Genomic DNA, 16,880 nt, shown 5'->3' on the forward strand with positions numbered 1-16,880 from the left:
GATCAGATCCCCACTTCGCTACGCTGTTCGACCAGACGCCAGTCCTCGGTCGCATAGACCTCCTCGAACATCTCCTTCACCGAGGGGCGCGACTGGCCCAGGGTGCCGATGGCCTCGGATTCGCGGCCGGCCTGACGGACCTGTTCGACGGCTTCTTTCAGAGCGGCCTCGTGCTGGTCATCGTCCCATTCGCCGATCAGGGTCAGGTGCTGGCGCAGGCGCTGGATCGGATCGCCGAGCGGCCATTGGTCGTGCTCGTCGGCCGGGCGGTATTTCGACGGATCGTCCGAGGTCGAGTGCGGGGCGCCGCGATAGGTGAACATCTCGATCAGGGTCGCGCCCTGGTTGGTGCGGGCCCGCTCCTCGGCCCACTGGGTCGCGGCCCAGACGGCGAGGAAGTCGTTGCCGTCGACGCGCAGGGACGGCAGGCCGTAGCCGATGGCCTTGGAGGCGAAGGTCGTCTCATTGCCGCCGGCGATGCCCTGGAAGGACGAGATGGCCCACTGGTTGTTGACGACGTTGATGATCACCGGGGCGCGGTAGACACTGGCGAAGGTCAGGGCCGAGTGGAAGTCGCTCTCGGCCGTCGAGCCGTCGCCGATCCAGGTGATGGCGATCTTGTCGTCGCCCTTGTAGGCGCTGGCCATGGCCCAGCCCACGGCCTGGGGCAGCTGGGTGCCGAGATTGCCGCTGATCGTGAAGAAGCCGAAGTCCTTCGCCGAATACATGATCGGCAGCTGGCGGCCCTTGATGGGGTCAGCGGCGTTCGAATAGATCTGGTTCATCATCGTCGCGAGCGGATAGCCGCGCGAGATCAGCAGGCCCTGCTGGCGATAGGTGGGAAAGCCCATGTCCTCGCGGGACAGGATCATCCCCTGGGCGACGGCGATGGCCTCCTCGCCGGTGCACTTCATATAGAAGCTGGTCTTGCCCTGGCGGTGGGCGCGGTGCATCCGGTCGTCGAAGGCGCGGGTCAGGATCATGGCCTTCAGGCCGCGCCTTGCGGTGTCGGCGTCCAGACGCGGGTTCCACGGACCGACCGCATTGCCCGCGTCATCCAGCACCCGGATCAGGCGGAAGGCCAGGTCCATCATCTGCACGGGCCGCGAATCGACGGGCGGACGGTCGACGGCCCCGGCGACGTCGAGCTTCAGTCCGCTGAAGTCCGGTGCGTCTCCGGGACGGCCCGAAGGCTCCGGAACGCGCAGGGACAGGGGCTGGGTGTTCCTGGTCATTTGGTCCTGCCTGTTGGCCTGCGCCTGGTTGATCCGGCCGCATTTGCCTTTATAGCGCCTGATAGCAGACGCGGCGCATCAAGACTTACCGAATTTCGCCTTGCATATGGCGGTTCAAGGGTATTTTATTGCGCCATAACGAAAAACGGAGAAACGCCTTGGCGGACGAACTCGATCCTATCGACGCGAGAATTCTGGACATCCTGCAGCAGGACGCGGGGCTGTCCGTCGCGGAGGTCGCCGATCGGGTCGGTCTGTCCGCCTCGCCGTGCTGGCGGCGCATCAAGAGACTGGAAGATTCCGGCCTGATCCGCAAGCGCGTGACGCTTCTGGACGCCAAGCTTCTGGGCCTGGACTTCGAGGTCTACGCCATCGTCAAGTTGATGCTGCCCTCCTCCGAGAACCTGCAGACCTTCGAGGCCGCCGTCAGCGACTGGCCGGAAGTGGTCCAGTGCGCCACCATCACCGGCCGCGAGGACTATGTGCTGCGGATCGTCACCTCCGATATGCACGCCTTCGACAAATTCCTGCGCGAGAAGCTTCTGGCCCTGGCCATCGTCTCGGACTGCGAAAGCCACATCGTGACGCGCGGCGTGAAGAATGTGACCGCCCTTCCCCTCGGCATCATCACCCCCCACGTGCGATAAGACACGGGCTCAGAGGGGATACGACATGATCGAGATGGTGATCGACGCGCGGCGCAAGGATCTCGGCGGGTTCGAGGTGGGCCGGGTCCTACCGTTCCATTCGCGGCGGATGATCGGTCCCTTCATCTTCCTCGATCAGATGGGGCCTGCGGAGTTCGCTCCCGGCGCTGACTCGATCAACGTCCGCCCCCACCCGCACATCGGCCTGTCGACCCTGACCTATCTGTTCGAGGGCGAGATCATGCACCGCGACAGTCTGGGCTTCACCCAGGCCATTCGTCCGGGCGAGGTCAACTGGATGACGGCCGGCAAGGGCATCGTCCACTCCGAGCGCACCGATCCGCTGAAGAAGGCGCAGGGCGGCCCGATGCACGGGATGCAGGCCTGGATCGCCCTGCCCAACGAGGCCGAGGAGATGGATCCCGGCTTCTTCCACCATGGCGAAGCCGACCTGCCCGCCTATGAGAACGGCGGCCTGTTCGCGCGTCTGGTCGCGGGCGAGGCCTATGGGGCGTCGTCGGCGGTGAAGACCTCCTCGCCGCTCTTCTACGTCCATTGGGAGATGCAGGAGGGGGTGCGCACCGCACCGCCTCCGGGCAAGGGCGCCGGCGGCATGTCGGAACGGGCGCTTTATGTCGCCAAGGGCCAGATCGAGGTCGCGGGCCGCACCTTCCACGAAGGTCAGCTGATCGTGCTGGAGCCCCAGGCCGAGCCGACCGTCAAATCCCTGACGCAGTCGACCGTCATGGCCCTGGGCGGCGAGCCGGTCGGCGAGCGGCTGATCTGGTGGAATTTCGTCGCCTCCTCGCAGGAGCGGATCGATCAGGCCAAGGCCGACTGGAAGGCGGGTCGGATGGCCTTGCCGACCGAAGACGACCTCGAGTTCATTCCCCTGCCCGACACCCCGGCGACGCCTGAGCCCGCTCCGGCCGAGGTGACGCCGAAGCCGACCGACCCGGTCTAGAGACTCACTGGCCCGCGCCCTGCTGCTGCAGGGTCTCGCGGCGGCGGCGCTCGGTGGCCATGCGGTCGGCGATCTCCGCGACCTGGACGGCGGCGTTGCCCGGGGCGCGCGAGGACGAATAGAGGGCGAACAGATAGTCCTCGTCGGTCAGGGTCAGGCCCCCGGTACCCGGGCGCTCGAAGAGGTTGAGGACCGTGTCGAACCCTTGCGTCTCGACACGCGGATCGGCCGGGGCCAAGGCCACGAAGGCCACATAGTCGCTGACCGCGTTGAAAGGGACGCCGCCCAGCTTCGTCAGGTCGAGGATGATCGTCACCCCGATCAGATCGTCGCGGACATTGCCGCCCAGGCGCGAGCCGTTGTGCACGGCGACGGAACGCGACAGCGGCGCCGGATCATTGACCCCCAGCTCGATCGCGGGCTGCCCGCTGTCGGCCATCAGGGGCAGGCTGACCTGCCACCAGCGTACCGGGGCGTCGGACGTGCGGAAGGCCTCCAGCGCCGCATCGCCGAGACTGACGTTGGCGCGGGCGGGACGGAAGCTTCGCGGAGCGGCCTCGGTCAGCCGATCCGCGAGGGCGTCCGGATCGTCCGAGGCATAGACGGTGATGTTCGGTTCGCAGTCCGGCGAGGCGTCGGGCGACAGACCGATCGCCCTGGCCACTGTTCCGATGCGGCTCTTCAGGAAGCTCGCATGGTCGGCGTCCATATTGACGACACGGACGCAGATCCGGTCATTCCATCGCGGGCTCAGACGCCCCATCGGCCCCGAGCCGATCCGGCGCGCATAGATCTCCATCGCGCGCCGCGACGCCGCCCCAACCACGGTCACGTCCTCGACGGCCGAGGCGCCGGGATCGGCTGATTGAGGAGGAGTCCGGGCGTAAGCGGCGCTGGAGAGGACAAGGCCCGCCAAAGCCCAGAGCGGTAGTCGTCCCGGCCTCATCAGTCCCTCCTCCGCATGCCACTCCGGGATGATACGTCAGGGACATCCCGCATCAAGACGGCTTGCGGCCTCCGGTGCTTACAGCCCTTTGAGGAACGCCAGCAGGGCGGCGTTGATCTCGTCCGGCCGTTCCTGCTGCAGCCAGTGGCCCGCGCCGGGCAGGACGGTCTGGCCCCGCAGGTCGGTCAGCCATTTCGACAGCCCGGCCTCATGCTGGCCGGCGTAGCGGCGCACCGGGTCTCGCTCGCCGACGAGAAACAGCGACGGCTGGTCGATGGTCTTGTCCTGCATGAAGGCGGTCAGGCTCCAGTTCAGATCGATGCAGCGATACCAGTCGATCGGGCCGCGGAAGCCGCCCGCGGAGAAGGCGGCGACGTATTCGGCGAAATGGGCCTCGCTGAGCCAGGGCGGCAGGGTCGCGTCGTCGTCTATGCTCTCCAGCAGGGAGACGCCGGGCGCGAGGAAACCGGTCGACAGGCCCTCATCCGGCGTGGCGCCGTCATAGGACCAGAACATCTTCCTGAGCGCCGTCGCCGGATCGGCGTCGAAGTCGGCATGGGCGTCGTCCGGCTGGAAACGGCTGATATAGAGGTCGCCGAGACCCGCCCGTTTGGCCAGGGCCGCCATCATCGGCGTCGGCGCCCCCTTGGGGATGCGCGGCTGGAACGGCACCGACAGGCCCGCCACCGCCTTGAAAATGTCGGGTCGCAGCAGGGCGCAGTGCCAGGCGACGGGCGCGCCCCAGTCGTGACCGACGACGACGCAGGTTTTCTCGCCGAGCGCCCGGACCAGATCGACCATGTCCCCGACCAGTTTGAGGATCGAATAGTCCTCGCGCCGCTCCGGCCTGTCGGTCCCGCCATAGCCGCGCATGTCGGGCGCCACGGCGTGATAGCCGGCTGCCGCCAGGGCCTGAACCTGCGCCCGCCAGCTGACGCCCAGCTCGGGGAAGCCATGGATCAGCAGAACCAATGGGCCTTCGCCGGCCTCGAGGATCTGCTGGTTCAGGCCGTCGGTCCTGATGATCCGGGTCTGCATGGTGCCTCTCCCGCGGCCCGGTCGGCGCCGCCCTTTGCACCCTTGGCGGGCGTCGTGCATTGAAGGGCCATGACCCGCATGACCTCGCTTCCGGACGGTACCCTGCTCCCCGTGATGGGCCAAGGCACATGGGAGATCGGCGACGATCCGAAGACCGCCGACGCCGAACAGGCGGCCCTGTCGCGCGGGCTGGATCTGGGCCTGACCCTGATCGACACCGCCGAACTCTATGGAAACGGCAGGTCCGAGCGGCTGGTCGGGGAGGTCATCAGGGATCGCCGCGAGGAGGTCTTCCTCGTCTCCAAGGTCCGGCCCGAGAACGCCGGCGAGATGTCGATGATGCTGGCGTGCGAAAAGAGCCTCGAGCGCCTCGGCGTGGACCGGCTCGATCTCTATCTTCTGCACTGGGAAAGCCGCTTCCCGATGGACGAGATCATCGCCGGCTTCGAGGAGCTGATCGACGAGGGGCTGATCGCGCGCTGGGGCGTCTCCAACCTCGACCTCAGGGCCATGGACCGGATCGAGGCCCTGGACGGCGGGACCGGCTGCCAGACCGATCAGGTCCTCTATCATCTGGGCTCGCGCGGCATCGAGTTCGACCTCCTGCCCTGGGCGCAGGAGCGGACCATGCCCCTGATGGCCTATTCGCCGCTGGGACGCGGGGGAAAGGGGGGTCTGTTGGAGCATCCGGCCTTGGTCGCGGTCGCCGACCGGCACGACGTCTCCACCGCCCAGATCGCCCTGGCCTCCATCCTGCGCCAGGAGGGGATCATCGCCATCCCCAAGGCCTCGACCGTCGCCCATGTCGAGGCCAATGCGGAGGCGCTGGAGATCGAATTGGACGCCGAGGACATGGCCGTCCTGGAGCACGCCTTCCCGCCCCCGACCACGGCCCAGCCGCTGGACATCATCTGAGATGTGAACGTCGGCGAGCGGAGACGGCGACATTCGCCTTGAAGGCGAAAAGCCGAGCTTGATTTCGTCCCAAACTTGAAACACGCCACCGTTAAGGTAAAGCTTGTGCTTCCGTTCGGGGGATCATCACGCGATGATTTCCGTTCGCGCCGGCCTGACTCCCGTTCAACGGGAGGCGCCGGACGCGTCGAGATCGGTCGGTGACTGGCGGCGTCGGGGGACGCGGCTTAATTCTTCCGACCGACGGCCGGCCCTGCCGGCCGACACGGGCGGCGGCTTCGTCGGGGGACGCGGCCGCCGCTCCTGTAACCCCAAAATCAGAACGGCCCCGGGATCGCTCCCGGGGCCGTATTGCATTTCAGGCCTGATCCCTCGCGCTTTGCTCGGGAGTCCGCACAGGGCCGCCCCGGCTTGAAATGGCGTCAAGGGCGAGTTTTGGCCAACGCTTCACGCGCATCCACTTCGGGAAACGCCGGCGCCGAAGGACAACCACGTCCTGGTGTCCCAGTGCGCCGGGCACGAAATCGATGACATCGAACCAACGGCTCCACTCGCGGCGAACATAGGGCTTCAGATGATAGGCGATGCCGTAATAGGTGTCCTGACCGACGATCTGGCCGATTTCGTGAACTTCCTCAATAAATTGAAAGCCATAGGCACCCAACGCATAGGCGTCGGTCAGAAGCCAGGGGATTTTCGCCTGGGCCTGAACGCCGAGAATGGACAGCAGACATATTCCGCCCGGCCGGGTGATCCGCTGCAGCTCCGCCAGCCATTTGAACTGGTTTTGCTCGTTGAGGTGGGTCAGGACCGAAATGCCGAAAACGACGTCGAAACTCGACTTCTTCAGCGGCGTAGGCGGTTCGGTATCGATCGCGATGAAGCGATCAGGATCGATATGCTGGCGGCACCATGCGATGTTGTCGATGTCGATGTCGGCGCCCGTATAGTCGAGCTGCGGATCGACGATCGCATAGCGCCCGACGGAACCCGCTCCGCAGCCCCAGTCCAGAATGCGGATCGGCCTCCGCTTCCGGGGTGCGAACCGGGCGATCAGCGCCTTGATCCGACAATAGTTGCTGTGACCGGTGCGAAGGAAGTTCTGTTCGGCCGCGGTGCCGTGCACGCGTTCGCGGCGTGTGCCTTCGGGCACGGAAAACCGCTCGTCCTGCGCCTGGGACCAACCGTTCAGGGGGCGAATGACCCCATCGCATCTCAGCTCGAACTCAATGACGCCCGCCGGGACAGGGGCGAAGGCAGTGAAGCTGAGCGGCTCGACCTGCTCGAGAGCGATCCAGGCGTCCTTGACGTCAAGCCGCGCTTCCCGGAGCTGAAGTTCCGCAGGTTCTCCGTTGACCAGAACCTCGATGTCGGCGGCGTTGCGCGGTGGAAGAATCCACCCTTCAATCTCGACCCGCCCATCCACGATGACAACATGGTCTATCGACCAGTCCGGCAGCGCCAGAGCCATTGAATCCCTCTCGGTTGCTGTAGCCGGAACCAGACTCTCCCATGCCAGGGGGTCTGCAAGTTCGGGTAGAGGGGACCTTATCCGTGGGCGTATGGACAACCAAGCCCAATCTCGCCTGCCAAGGGAGCTCGGCAGACGAGACGACAGCCGGCCCCTGCCCGCGAACGCGCGGGGGCCGGCCTCGCATCCTCAGGCGGCGGCCTTCTGGGCGCCGGCGAAGTTTCCGTAGAAGGTCTCGCCCTTGGCGGCCATGTCGCGCAGCAGCTGCGGGACCTTGAAGCGGTCGCCGTAGGTCGCGGCCAGGCGGTCGGCCGTTTCCACGAATTTCGCCAGACCGGTCTGGTCGATCATCGTGATCGGGCCGCCGGTCCAGGGCGCGAAGCCCCAGCCCAGGATGGCGCCGAGATCGGCTTCACGCGGGTCGTCGATGACGCCCTCTTCCCAGCAGCGGGCGACTTCAACGGCCTGACGGTACAGCAGGCGGGTCTTCAGCTCGTCGATCTGGGCGAAGGCGCCGGGCTCTTCCGGACCGTCGATGTGTTTGGTGACCGGCGCCAGTTCGGCGAGGCCCGCCCACAGGGTCTTGGGCTTGGTGGCGTAGTCGTAGAAGCCCATGCCGTTCTTGCGCCCGAAGCGACCGCCCTCGACCATCTTCGCCACGATATCGGCGCCCTCGGCCGGGACGTATTTGTCGCCCAGGTCCAGAGCCGTCTGTTTGGCGATCTTGTAGGAGAGGTCCAGCGCGACGTCGTCGTGCATCTCCAGCGGACCGCGCGGCATGCCGGTCATACGGCCGACGTTGTCGATCAGGGCCGGACCCCAGCCCTCTTCCAGCATCGCCATGCCTTCCATCAGGAAGGTGGAGAAGCAGCGCGAGGTGTAGAAGCCGCGGCTGTCGTTCACGACGATCGGGGTCTTCTTGATCTTCAGGACGTAGTCGAGGGTCTTGGCGATGGCCGCCTCACCCGTCTTCTCGCCGAGAATGATCTCGACCAGCATCATCTTGTCGACCGGCGAGAAGAAGTGGATGCCGATGAAGTCCTCGGGGCGGACCGAAGCCTCGGCCAGGCCGGTGATCGGCAGGGTCGAGGTGTTGGAGCCGAAGACGGCGCCTTCGGCCAGCTGGGCCTCGGCGCGCTTGGTGACGTCGGCCTTGATCTCGCGGTTTTCGAACACGGCCTCGACGACCAGGTCCGAACCCTTGATCAGGTCGTAGTCGGTGGTCGCGGTGACCGAGCCGAGCAGGGCGTCAAACTTCTCCTGCGTCAGCTGACCGCGCGACAGGCGCTTCTTGAGCAGTTCCTCGACGTGGGCCTTGCCCTTGTCGGCGGCTTCCTGGGTCTGGTCGATCAGGATGGTCTCGATGCCCGCCATGGCCTGCACATAGGCGATGCCCGCGCCCATCATGCCGGCGCCGATGACGGTGACTTTCTTCGGATCCGACTTGGGCACGCCGGCCGGACGCACGGCGCCCTTGTCCAGCTCCTGCTTGGACAGGAACAGCGAACGGATCATGGCCTGGGCCTGCGGCGTCATCAGGGTCTTGATGAAGTAGCGGGTCTCGATGCGCAGGGCGGCGTCGATCGGCACCTGAATGCCTTCATAGACGGCCTTCATCAGGTTCAGGGCGGCCGGGTAGTTGCCGTAGGTCTGCTTCTTGATCATGGCGTTGCCGACCAGGAAGTTCTGGATGCCCGCCGGGTGGTAGGGGCCGCCGCCGGGCTGTTTGAAGCCCTTGTCGTCCCAGGGCGCGACCGCCTTGCCGCCGCCCTTGATCCAGGCCTTGGCGGCCTCGACCTCGGAACCGGCCGGGACGACCTCATGGATGATGCCGGCGCCCTTGGCGTCGTTGGGACGGAAGGACTTGCCCTCGGTCATGGCCATCATCGCCGCCTGGACGCCGATCAGGCGCGGCAGGCGCTGGGTGCCGCCACCGCCGGGGAACAGGCCGACCTTGATCTCGGGCAGGCCGAGCTGGATCTTCGGATTGTCGCCGGCGACGCGGTAGTGGCAGGCCAGCGTCAGCTCCAGACCGCCGCCGAGCGCCAGACCGTTGATGGCGGCCGCGACCGGCTTGCCGCAGGTCTCGATGGCGCGCAGGGCGCCGTTCATCTTCCAGCCCGCGTCGAAGGCGTCCTGAAGCGAGGCGCCGCCGATCATGCCGCCGGCCATGTCGCCGAGGTCGGCGCCGGCGCAGAAGCCCGAGGCCTTGCCCGAGGTGATCACGGCGCCCTTGATCGACTCTTCCGTCTTGATGAGCTCGGCCAGCTGGGGCAGCTCGTTCATGACGCTGGACGTCAGGGTGTTCATAGACTTGTTCGGCACGTCGAAGGCGATGACGGCGATGCCGTCGGCGTCGACGTCGATCTTGAAGTTCTCGAAGGATTTCATGGTCGGGATCTCCGGATCAGACGCGTTCGATGACGGTGGCGGTGCCCATGCCGCCGCCGATGCACAGGGTGACCAGGGCGGTCGACTTGTTCGAGCGTTCCAGCTCGTCCAGGGCGATGCCGGTGATCATGGCGCCGGTGGCGCCGAGCGGGTGGCCCATGGAGATGCCGCCGCCGTTCACGTTCATCTTGGCGTGGTCGATGTTCAGGGCCTGCATGTAACGCAGGACGACGGCGGCGAAGGCCTCGTTCAGCTCCCACAGGTCGATGTCGTCGGGGGTCATGCCCAGCTTGCCCAGCAGCTTGCGGGTCACATACTCCGGACCGGTCAGCATGATCGACGGCTCCGAGCCGATCGAGGCGCCGCCCAGGATCTTGGCGCGCGGCTTCAGGCCCAGGGCCTTGCCGGCTTCCAGGGTGCCGATCAGGACGCCGGCCGAACCGTCGACGATGCCCGAGGAGTTGCCCGGGGTGTGGACGTGGTTGACCCGCTCGACCTCTGGGTAGCGCTGGTTGATCACGGCGTCGAAGGCCATCTCGCCCATCATCGTGAAGGACGGGTTCAGGGCGCCCATGGTCTGCATGTCCGAGTTCGGACGGATGGTCTCGTCATGGTCCAGACGGACCAGACCCAGCTGGTCCTTGACCGGCACGACCGATTTGGCGAACCGGCCCTCGGCCCAGGCCTTGGCGGCGCGCTTGTGGCTCTCGACCGAATAGGCGTCCACGTCGTCGCGGCTGAAGCCGTACTTCGAGGCGATCATGTCCGCCGAGACGCCCTGGGGCACGAAATAGGTGTTGAAGGCCGAGGTCGGGTCGACCGGCCAGGCGCCGCCGTCCGAGCCCATCGGCACGCGGCTCATGGCCTCGACGCCGCCGCCGACGGCGAAGTCGGCCTCACCGGACTTCACCTTGGCCGTGGCCATATTCACCGCTTCCAGACCCGAGGCGCAGAAGCGGTTGATCTGGACGCCCGCGGTGTACTGCGACCAGCCGGCGTTGAGCACGGCGGTGCGGGCGATATCGGCGCCCTGTTCGCCCACCGGGGTGACGCAGCCCAGGATGACGTCGTCGACCTTGGAGGTGTCCAGATCGTTGCGGTCGCGCAGGGCTTGCAGCACCTGGGTGGCCAGGTCCAGGCCGGTGATCTCGTGCAGCGAGCCGTCCTTCTTGCCCTTGCCGCGCGGGGTGCGCACCGCGTCGTAGATATAGGCGTCAGCCATGGGAGTCAGTCTCCAATAAGGACGGTTCGAAGCGTTGGCGCCATGAACCCTACGTTTACGTCAACGTCAAGTAAGAAGGCGCGCCTCGGAACGGTAGTCCTGCATTCGTGATCGGCCCAGAGGCGCTCTAGTGTCCAGTACGCCCCCGCCGATAGGCGGTGCGCGCTTCTACAGGCGGCGCTACTATCCCTCTTGAGGGACGAATCGCCCGCATTCGCTCGGATAGCGGGTTTGAAAGAGGACAGCGACAGCTGAGCCAGAACGTCGGAAATGACCCGTTTGACGCGCGCCGAGACTCGGCCGCGAAGCAGGTCCTTGGGCCTATGCCCTCATGGCTGCAGGCACCGTGCGGGGTGATCAACACCGTCGTTAGCATAGAGTCCACCCTCGCCACCGAGGCACAGATGACGCGCGACGCCCACGCCCGAGAAGCCCTCTGGTCTGGCAGGTCCGCGTCATGAACAACGAGTTGACGATTCTAAAATTCTACAGCGAGATTGACGGTGAGATACCCTCACTCGCCCCCGTAGACCTCCTTCACCTCTGCACCTACTTATCCGGCATTTACAGCACTGCTTTGCAGGATCTCGGTTACAGCGGGGAGGTGGAGTATCGTATCGCGGCCTCTCCTAGGCGAGGTTCACTGGAGGTGGCCCTTTGGCATATTCAGGGCTTGATCAGAGATCTCGAAGGGCCAACTGGGAGCGCATTTAAAGCAGCAGTACGCGGGGCATCCGGGCTTACGGTTAGCGACAAAATCGCCCTGTCGGCACTCCTCTATGCTGTTATTTTTGGAGGCCGGTCGGTTCTTGACATCCGGACCAATGGCCCCCAGCCCCAGCCGGAACATCCGACACTAGTCGACGATCTTAAGATCGTCGCGTCAACGCAGGCTTTGAGCCCGGAAACCACTCAAAAGATCAACCTTCTCATCCAGGCCGCATCCAAGACGGGCGCGAAGCGCGTTGAATTGATCGTCCTTGATGAACCAGCAGTCCCGATCTTCGGAGGCGCAAGCCGTTTCGATCCATTCGGCCTTATGTCTGGAGAAGCGACCCCGGGGGTCGAAAGGACCATTCGCAGCGTGGTGCGGATGGAAGGCCCTGTCATCCAAGGAGTTTGGAACGGTAAATCGGCCCAAATTTTCCTCGGACAAGCTCATACGGAGGATACCCATTTCAACTCCTTGATAGTCTGGACGTCAGATGAGCCCATGCCTGAGATCGATCATGAAGTTGACGTGAAAGCTCACCATCTGAAGAAGGACCAACTGACATCCTTGTCGCTCCATTCCCCGCGCCCTCCCGAATTCGATAATATCCACTCCGTTGTTCTCGTATCGGGCAAAGCGACCTACCGATGAGACGATCAACTCAAACCTGATCGTCTTCCGCTCGGCCGGACAGGATTAAGCGCACCTCCTAGTGGTTTTCCTTCACCCAAAGGCTCAATGAGCCACCCAGGAGAATCCGCGCTCCTAAGCCACGGCCGCACGAAGGACTGACCCGGCTTTCCCGAAAATGAGCCGCCGCGCCGTCTAGCTCGCGGCAGCAGCCGATATTCTAAGTTTCGATTGCAGACTTACAGGGCAATCAGGCCCGCCTGAGCGCCACCTAAACGGCCGCCTTGTACTTGTGCTCGCCTCGGCGGGTCCTGGCTCGCAGATGTCTATCCCAGTGCCCGCTCTAGACAGAGCAACGCTAGAAGGGGTCGTTCGCGTTAGCCGTTTTCTCACCCGTTTCGCGTAGCATCGTTTGGCATGAACCCTGCGAAGACGGGGCGAACGGGCCCGGAACGGGTCTGATCGATACAGGTTGGGAACGATGAGGATCGGCCATCACGGCTATGAGATCGAAGTGCACGGCGGCCGTAGCGATTGGCTGTGGGTGGTGTTCGACGAGGAAGGGGACCAGCTGCGCTCGGGTCACGCTCCCGATCGCGCCGCAGCCCTGGGTCAGGCGCGCCGCACCGTCGCCTGGTTGCGCAGCCCGCTCAGCCCCCTGATCGAGCGCCTGCTGCCGTCAGCGCCACACAGCGCCTGACCGCTATTCCGGCGCGTGGCAGACCGCCTCGACGTTGAAGCCGTCCTGATCCAGAACGAAGGCCGCATAATAGGTAAGGCCGTATTGCGGGCGTAAGCCCGGCCCGCCGTTGTCCCGACCGCCCGCCGCCAGAGCCGCCGCATGGAAGGCGTCAACCTCGGCCCGGGTCGCGGCGCGGAAGGCGACGTGGTTGCCTTCTCCGGGACGCTCCTTGTCGGCGATGACGAAGTCGACCTCGTCCCCCACCCCGAACATCACCGCCGTGCCGCCGACGTCGTTGGTGGCGTCATGGATGAAGCGATATCCAAGAGGCTTCAAAGCGGCCTCATAGAAGGCTCTGGAACGGGCGATGTCGGTCACCGCCAGGCCGATATGGTCGATCATGGGAGACCTCCTTCCCTCGCTCAACGCGCCTGACACCGGTTGGCGCCCAAACCCGCGACGCCGCGCGGTGTTGACACACCCCCTCCCCCGTCCGACAACGCCGCTCCGGAAAAGTCCCGCCGCATTCCGCGCGCGGGCTTTCTGCTTTTGGAGGTACAGGTCCCGTGTCCACAAACCATCTGATGGGTGTCTACAATCGTGCTCCGCTGGAAGTGGAACGCGGGCGAGGCGCGCGTCTGTGGTCCACGGACGGCACCGAGTATCTGGACATGGTCTCCGGCATCTCGACCAACGCCTTGGGCCATGCCCATCCGGTGCTGGTCCAGGCCGTGAAGGACCAGGCCGAGAAGCTCTGGCACGTCTCCAACATCTACCGGATCCCGGGCCAGGAAGAACTGGCCGACATGCTGTGCGCCCATTCGTTCGCCGACCGGGTCTTCTTCGCCAACTCGGGCACCGAGGCCGTCGAATGCGCCCTGAAGACCGCGCGCCGTTACCACTGGGCCAACGGCGCCCCTGAGCGGATCGACATCTACGGCTTCGACGGCTCCTTCCACGGCCGGACCTACGGCGCGATCAACGCCGCCGCGAACCCGGCCTATGTCGAGGGCTTCGGCCCGAAGATGGAAGGCTTCCACCAGCTGCTCTGGGGCGACCGCGAGGCGCTGGAAGCCGCGCTGACCAATCCGACCACCTGCGCCATCGTGCTGGAGCCTGTCCAGGGCGAGGGCGGCTGCCGCGTCACCCCCGACGAGGACCTGCGCTGGATGCGCCAGATGGCCGACGACAACGGCGTCCTGATCATCTTCGACGAGGTCCAGTGCGGCATGGGCCGGACCGGCAAGCTGTGGGCCCACGAATGGGCCTGCATCGCCCCGGACATCATGGCCATCGCCAAGGCCCTGGGCGGCGGCTTCCCGATCGGCGCCTGCCTGGCCAGTGAAAAGGCGGCTTCGGGCATGGTTCCGGGCGTGCATGGCACCACCTTCGGCGGCAACCCCCTGGCCATGGCCGTGGGTCTGGCGGCCTTCGGCGAACTGGTGAAGCCCGAGCTGATTCAGAACGTCAACGAGATCGCCGCCTACCTGAAGCAGCAGCTGGCGGGCCTGCAGGACCGCTTCCCGGACGTCATCGTCGACGTGCGCGGCAAGGGCCTGCTGATCGGGGTCAAGCTGGTCCCGAACAACCGCGACTTCATGGCCCTGGCGCGCGACGACCAGCAGTTGCTGATCGCCGGCGGCGGCGACAACTGCTGCCGCATCCTGCCGCCGCTCAACCTGACGCTCGACGAGGCGCGCGAGGCGATCCGTCGCTTCGAAGGCGCCTGCGAGACGGCGCGCGAACAGATGAAGGCGGCTGCGTGATGGCCCAGACCCCCGTTCGCCACTTCCTCGATATCCACAGGCTGGACGCCGCCGACCTGCGCGCCATCCTCGACGACGCCCACGCCCGCAAGGCCGCCCGCAAGGGCTGGCCCCAGGGCCGCGCCGATGCCGACGCCCCGGCGAAAGATCGCGTGCTCGCGATGATCTTCGAGAAGAATTCGACGCGCACCCGCTTCAGCTTCGACGCGGCCATCCGCCAGCTGGGCGGAGCCTCGATCATCGCCACGGCCTCGGACATGCAGCTGGGCCGCGGCGAGCCCGTCGAGGACACCGCCCGGGTGCTGTCGCGCATGGTCGATGCGGTGATGATCCGCGCCAACAGCCATGAGGACGTCGAACGCTTCGCCCGCGTCTCGACCGTGCCCGTGATCAACGGCCTGACCGACCGCTCGCACCCGTGCCAGATCCTGGCCGACCTGCAGACCATCGAGGAGCAGAAAGGGCCGATCGCGGGCAAGACCATCGCCTGGGTCGGGGACGGCAACAACGTCTGCCACAGCTTCATGCATGCGGCGCCCAAGTTCGGCTTCCACCTCAACGTCGCCTGCCCGGCCGAGTATCACCCGGACCTGCACGACCTGGCCAAGGGCGGGAACTCGGTCACCCTGACCTCCGACCCGCGCGAGGCGGTCAAGGGCGCCGACGTCGTGGTCACCGACACCTGGGTCTCGATGGGCGACAGCGACTATGAGGCCCGCCTCCAGGCCTTCGAGAGCTACACCGTCGACGAGGCCCTGATGGACCTGGCCGATCCGGACGCCGTCTTCCTGCATTGCCTGCCCGCCCACCGCGGCGAGGAGGTGACCGACGCCGTCATCGACGGGCCAAAGTCTCTGGTCTGGGACGAGGCCGAGAACCGCATCCACGCCCAGAAGGCCGTCCTGGCCTGGTGTTTCGGAGCCTTCTAGACCTCGTAGGCGACGAAGGAGACCACGTTGCCGTCGGGATCGGCGACGTGGAAGTCCGTCCCGCCCCAGGGCTGAACCGTGAGCGGATGGGCGAAGGGGACGCCGCGCGCGGCGAACTCCTCGTACAGGGCCTTCACGTCGGTGACGGAGAAGGAGGCGCAGATCAGTTGCTCCTCCTTCGCCGCGGCCGCCGCGAAGGGCGGGTCGTCGACATGGCGCATGTGGATCACGACGCCGTCGCGCGACACCGCGCCATAGAAGACCGGCTCGCCGTAGAGGAAGTCGGTTTTGAAGCCGAGCTTGTCCGTGAAGAAGGCCGCGCATCGCGGCACGTCGGAAACCAGCAGGATAGGAACCAGCCCCTTCACCGTGCTCATGCGGCCCCCTTCTGCAGTGATTTCGGCGCCTGGATCGCCCAGGCCGACCGGATCAGACCCTCAAGCTCGGACACCTCCAGCCTCTCCAGCCGGACCAGGACCGCAGGATAGCCGCGATAGTGGTCGTCGTCGAAGAAGCGCTCGGGCGCCGTCTCGATCAGCATCTCCTTGGCGGCGAGGTCGCAGCGGATGGCCACCACGCCGGGCACGACCTCGCGCTTCGCCTTCGGCTGGACCCGCGCCAGATAGCTCCAGCACAAACCCTTCTTGCCGACGCCGAAGCCCACGCCCTCGCCCGTAACGCCGGTCAGGGCGAGCGCGATACGGGCAAGATCGGCGGGCGTGGCCATTCCGGCAGACCACGCCCTTTCCGCAGTCTTCGCAAGCCTAGTTCAGATTGACGTCCGCCACGCCGCCGGCGTCGGGCAGAGTCTTGGTCAGATTGGCCTTGGCGATCTCGAACATGAAGCCGACCGGCCCCTTCTTCGAGACCCAGACCCGCCCGTCGTCGCCGTCAAAGCGGATCAGGGTCAGGTGCGGATCGTCCTTGCCCTCGGGATACCAGGCGGCCAGCACCGGGTTCCAGTAGCGGTCGATGCGCTCGCGGTTCTGGTCGATCGACAGGTCGCCGTGGATGCAGGCGTAAACCTCCTGATCCTTCGACTGATAGGTGAACATGCCGGTCTGGCCGCCGACGGCGACGTCACGGGCGAAGTCGGTGTCGTCGCGGGTGAAGAACCAGATCGTCCCGGTCTCCTCCTCGCGGAAGCCGGTCATGGGCTGGTTGTGATAGCCGGGCTGGTCGAGACCCAGCATGCCGGTGTTGGAGTTTTTCAGATGCTTCCAGAATTCCTTTTCCGCCTCGGCGGCGGTCAGTTCGTCGGCCATGGTCGTCTCCTGTTCCTCGGGTTCGGGTTGGAGATTGAACCGACGTAAGTTCCTGAAGTTCCTAAGG

Annotated in this window: 17 protein-coding genes; 7 read left to right on the forward strand and 10 right to left on the reverse strand. The window is 65.7% G+C overall.

Annotated elements, in window-relative coordinates; translation table 11 throughout:
* Window positions 1-2: 2 nt before the first annotated feature.
* Complete coding sequence (locus tag ACW172_RS05055; RefSeq protein ID WP_492034100.1) at window positions 3-1,235, reverse strand: 3-methyl-2-oxobutanoate dehydrogenase (2-methylpropanoyl-transferring) subunit alpha; 1,233 nt, start codon at window positions 1,233-1,235, stop codon at window positions 3-5.
* 158 nt (window positions 1,236-1,393) lie between these two features.
* Between ACW172_RS05055 and ACW172_RS05060 the strand changes: the two genes are divergently transcribed.
* Window positions 1,394-1,882, forward strand: coding sequence for an Lrp/AsnC family transcriptional regulator (locus tag ACW172_RS05060; protein WP_207869007.1), 489 nt, complete (start codon window positions 1,394-1,396; stop codon window positions 1,880-1,882).
* A gap of 25 nt (window positions 1,883-1,907) precedes the next feature.
* Window positions 1,908-2,846: a pirin family protein gene (locus tag ACW172_RS05065; RefSeq protein WP_492034101.1), complete on the forward strand. Its 939-nt coding sequence runs from the start codon at window positions 1,908-1,910 to the stop codon at window positions 2,844-2,846.
* Window positions 2,847-2,850: 4 nt separating this feature from the next.
* Here ACW172_RS05065 and ACW172_RS05070 read toward each other — a convergent pair whose 3' ends face one another.
* A complete protein-coding gene (locus tag ACW172_RS05070; protein ID WP_492034102.1) occupies window positions 2,851-3,792 on the reverse strand; it encodes a hypothetical protein in 942 nt (313 codons plus the stop codon).
* A 78-nt stretch (window positions 3,793-3,870) separates the two neighbouring features.
* Complete coding sequence (locus ACW172_RS05075) at window positions 3,871-4,830, reverse strand: alpha/beta fold hydrolase (protein WP_492034103.1); 960 nt, start codon at window positions 4,828-4,830, stop codon at window positions 3,871-3,873.
* Window positions 4,831-4,899: 69 nt separating this feature from the next.
* Here ACW172_RS05075 and ACW172_RS05080 point away from each other — a divergent pair, with 69 nt between their 5' ends.
* Complete coding sequence (locus ACW172_RS05080; RefSeq protein ID WP_492034104.1) at window positions 4,900-5,745, forward strand: aldo/keto reductase; 846 nt, start codon at window positions 4,900-4,902, stop codon at window positions 5,743-5,745.
* 358 nt (window positions 5,746-6,103) lie between these two features.
* On the opposite strand, the gene ACW172_RS05085 is transcribed toward ACW172_RS05080, so the two are convergent.
* From ACW172_RS05085 to ACW172_RS05095, 3 genes are all read right to left on the reverse strand, one after another.
* Window positions 6,104-7,216 (reverse strand): class I SAM-dependent methyltransferase, encoded by a 1,113-nt coding sequence (locus tag ACW172_RS05085; RefSeq protein ID WP_492034105.1) that lies wholly within the window; start codon window positions 7,214-7,216, stop codon window positions 6,104-6,106.
* A gap of 189 nt (window positions 7,217-7,405) precedes the next feature.
* Entirely contained in the window at window positions 7,406-9,607 is a 2,202-nt protein-coding gene (locus ACW172_RS05090) for a 3-hydroxyacyl-CoA dehydrogenase NAD-binding domain-containing protein (protein WP_492034106.1), read from the reverse strand.
* A 16-nt stretch (window positions 9,608-9,623) separates the two neighbouring features.
* Window positions 9,624-10,829 carry an acetyl-CoA C-acetyltransferase gene (locus tag ACW172_RS05095; RefSeq protein WP_492034107.1) on the reverse strand — a complete coding sequence of 402 codons (1,206 nt, stop codon included), beginning with the start codon at window positions 10,827-10,829 and terminating at the stop codon, window positions 9,624-9,626.
* 457 nt (window positions 10,830-11,286) lie between these two features.
* Here ACW172_RS05095 and ACW172_RS05100 point away from each other — a divergent pair, with 457 nt between their 5' ends.
* Window positions 11,287-12,192, forward strand: coding sequence for a hypothetical protein (locus ACW172_RS05100; protein WP_492034108.1), 906 nt, complete (start codon window positions 11,287-11,289; stop codon window positions 12,190-12,192).
* 460 nt (window positions 12,193-12,652) lie between these two features.
* Window positions 12,653-12,871 (forward strand): hypothetical protein, encoded by a 219-nt coding sequence (locus ACW172_RS05105; protein ID WP_492034109.1) that lies wholly within the window; start codon window positions 12,653-12,655, stop codon window positions 12,869-12,871.
* A 3-nt stretch (window positions 12,872-12,874) separates the two neighbouring features.
* Here ACW172_RS05105 and ACW172_RS05110 read toward each other — a convergent pair whose 3' ends face one another.
* A complete protein-coding gene (locus ACW172_RS05110; RefSeq protein ID WP_492034110.1) occupies window positions 12,875-13,255 on the reverse strand; it encodes a VOC family protein in 381 nt (126 codons plus the stop codon).
* Window positions 13,256-13,437: 182 nt separating this feature from the next.
* Between ACW172_RS05110 and ACW172_RS05115 the strand changes: the two genes are divergently transcribed.
* Window positions 13,438-14,619, forward strand: a complete 1,182-nt coding sequence (locus ACW172_RS05115) for an aspartate aminotransferase family protein (protein ID WP_492034939.1) — start codon at window positions 13,438-13,440, stop codon at window positions 14,617-14,619.
* Window positions 14,619-15,548, forward strand: coding sequence for an ornithine carbamoyltransferase (gene argF, locus ACW172_RS05120; protein ID WP_492034111.1), 930 nt, complete (start codon window positions 14,619-14,621; stop codon window positions 15,546-15,548). The genes ACW172_RS05115 and argF overlap by 1 nt, the downstream gene beginning before the upstream one ends.
* On the opposite strand, the gene ACW172_RS05125 is transcribed toward argF, so the two are convergent.
* From ACW172_RS05125 to ACW172_RS05135, 3 genes are read right to left on the reverse strand one after another with little or no spacing between them, the layout of a single operon-like run.
* Window positions 15,545-15,925 carry a VOC family protein gene (locus ACW172_RS05125; RefSeq protein ID WP_492034112.1) on the reverse strand — a complete coding sequence of 127 codons (381 nt, stop codon included), beginning with the start codon at window positions 15,923-15,925 and terminating at the stop codon, window positions 15,545-15,547. The two genes, argF and ACW172_RS05125, sit on opposite strands and share 4 nt — an antisense overlap.
* Window positions 15,922-16,275: an MmcQ/YjbR family DNA-binding protein gene (locus tag ACW172_RS05130; protein ID WP_492034113.1), complete on the reverse strand. Its 354-nt coding sequence runs from the start codon at window positions 16,273-16,275 to the stop codon at window positions 15,922-15,924. The genes ACW172_RS05125 and ACW172_RS05130 overlap by 4 nt, the downstream gene beginning before the upstream one ends.
* 37 nt (window positions 16,276-16,312) lie before the next feature.
* The gene (locus ACW172_RS05135; protein ID WP_492034114.1) at window positions 16,313-16,813 is read right to left on the reverse strand and encodes a pyridoxamine 5'-phosphate oxidase family protein; all 501 of its coding nucleotides are present in this window, start codon (window positions 16,811-16,813) and stop codon (window positions 16,313-16,315) included.
* Window positions 16,814-16,880 lie beyond the last annotated feature (67 nt).

This window comes from Brevundimonas sp. ALps5, assembly GCF_058681645.1.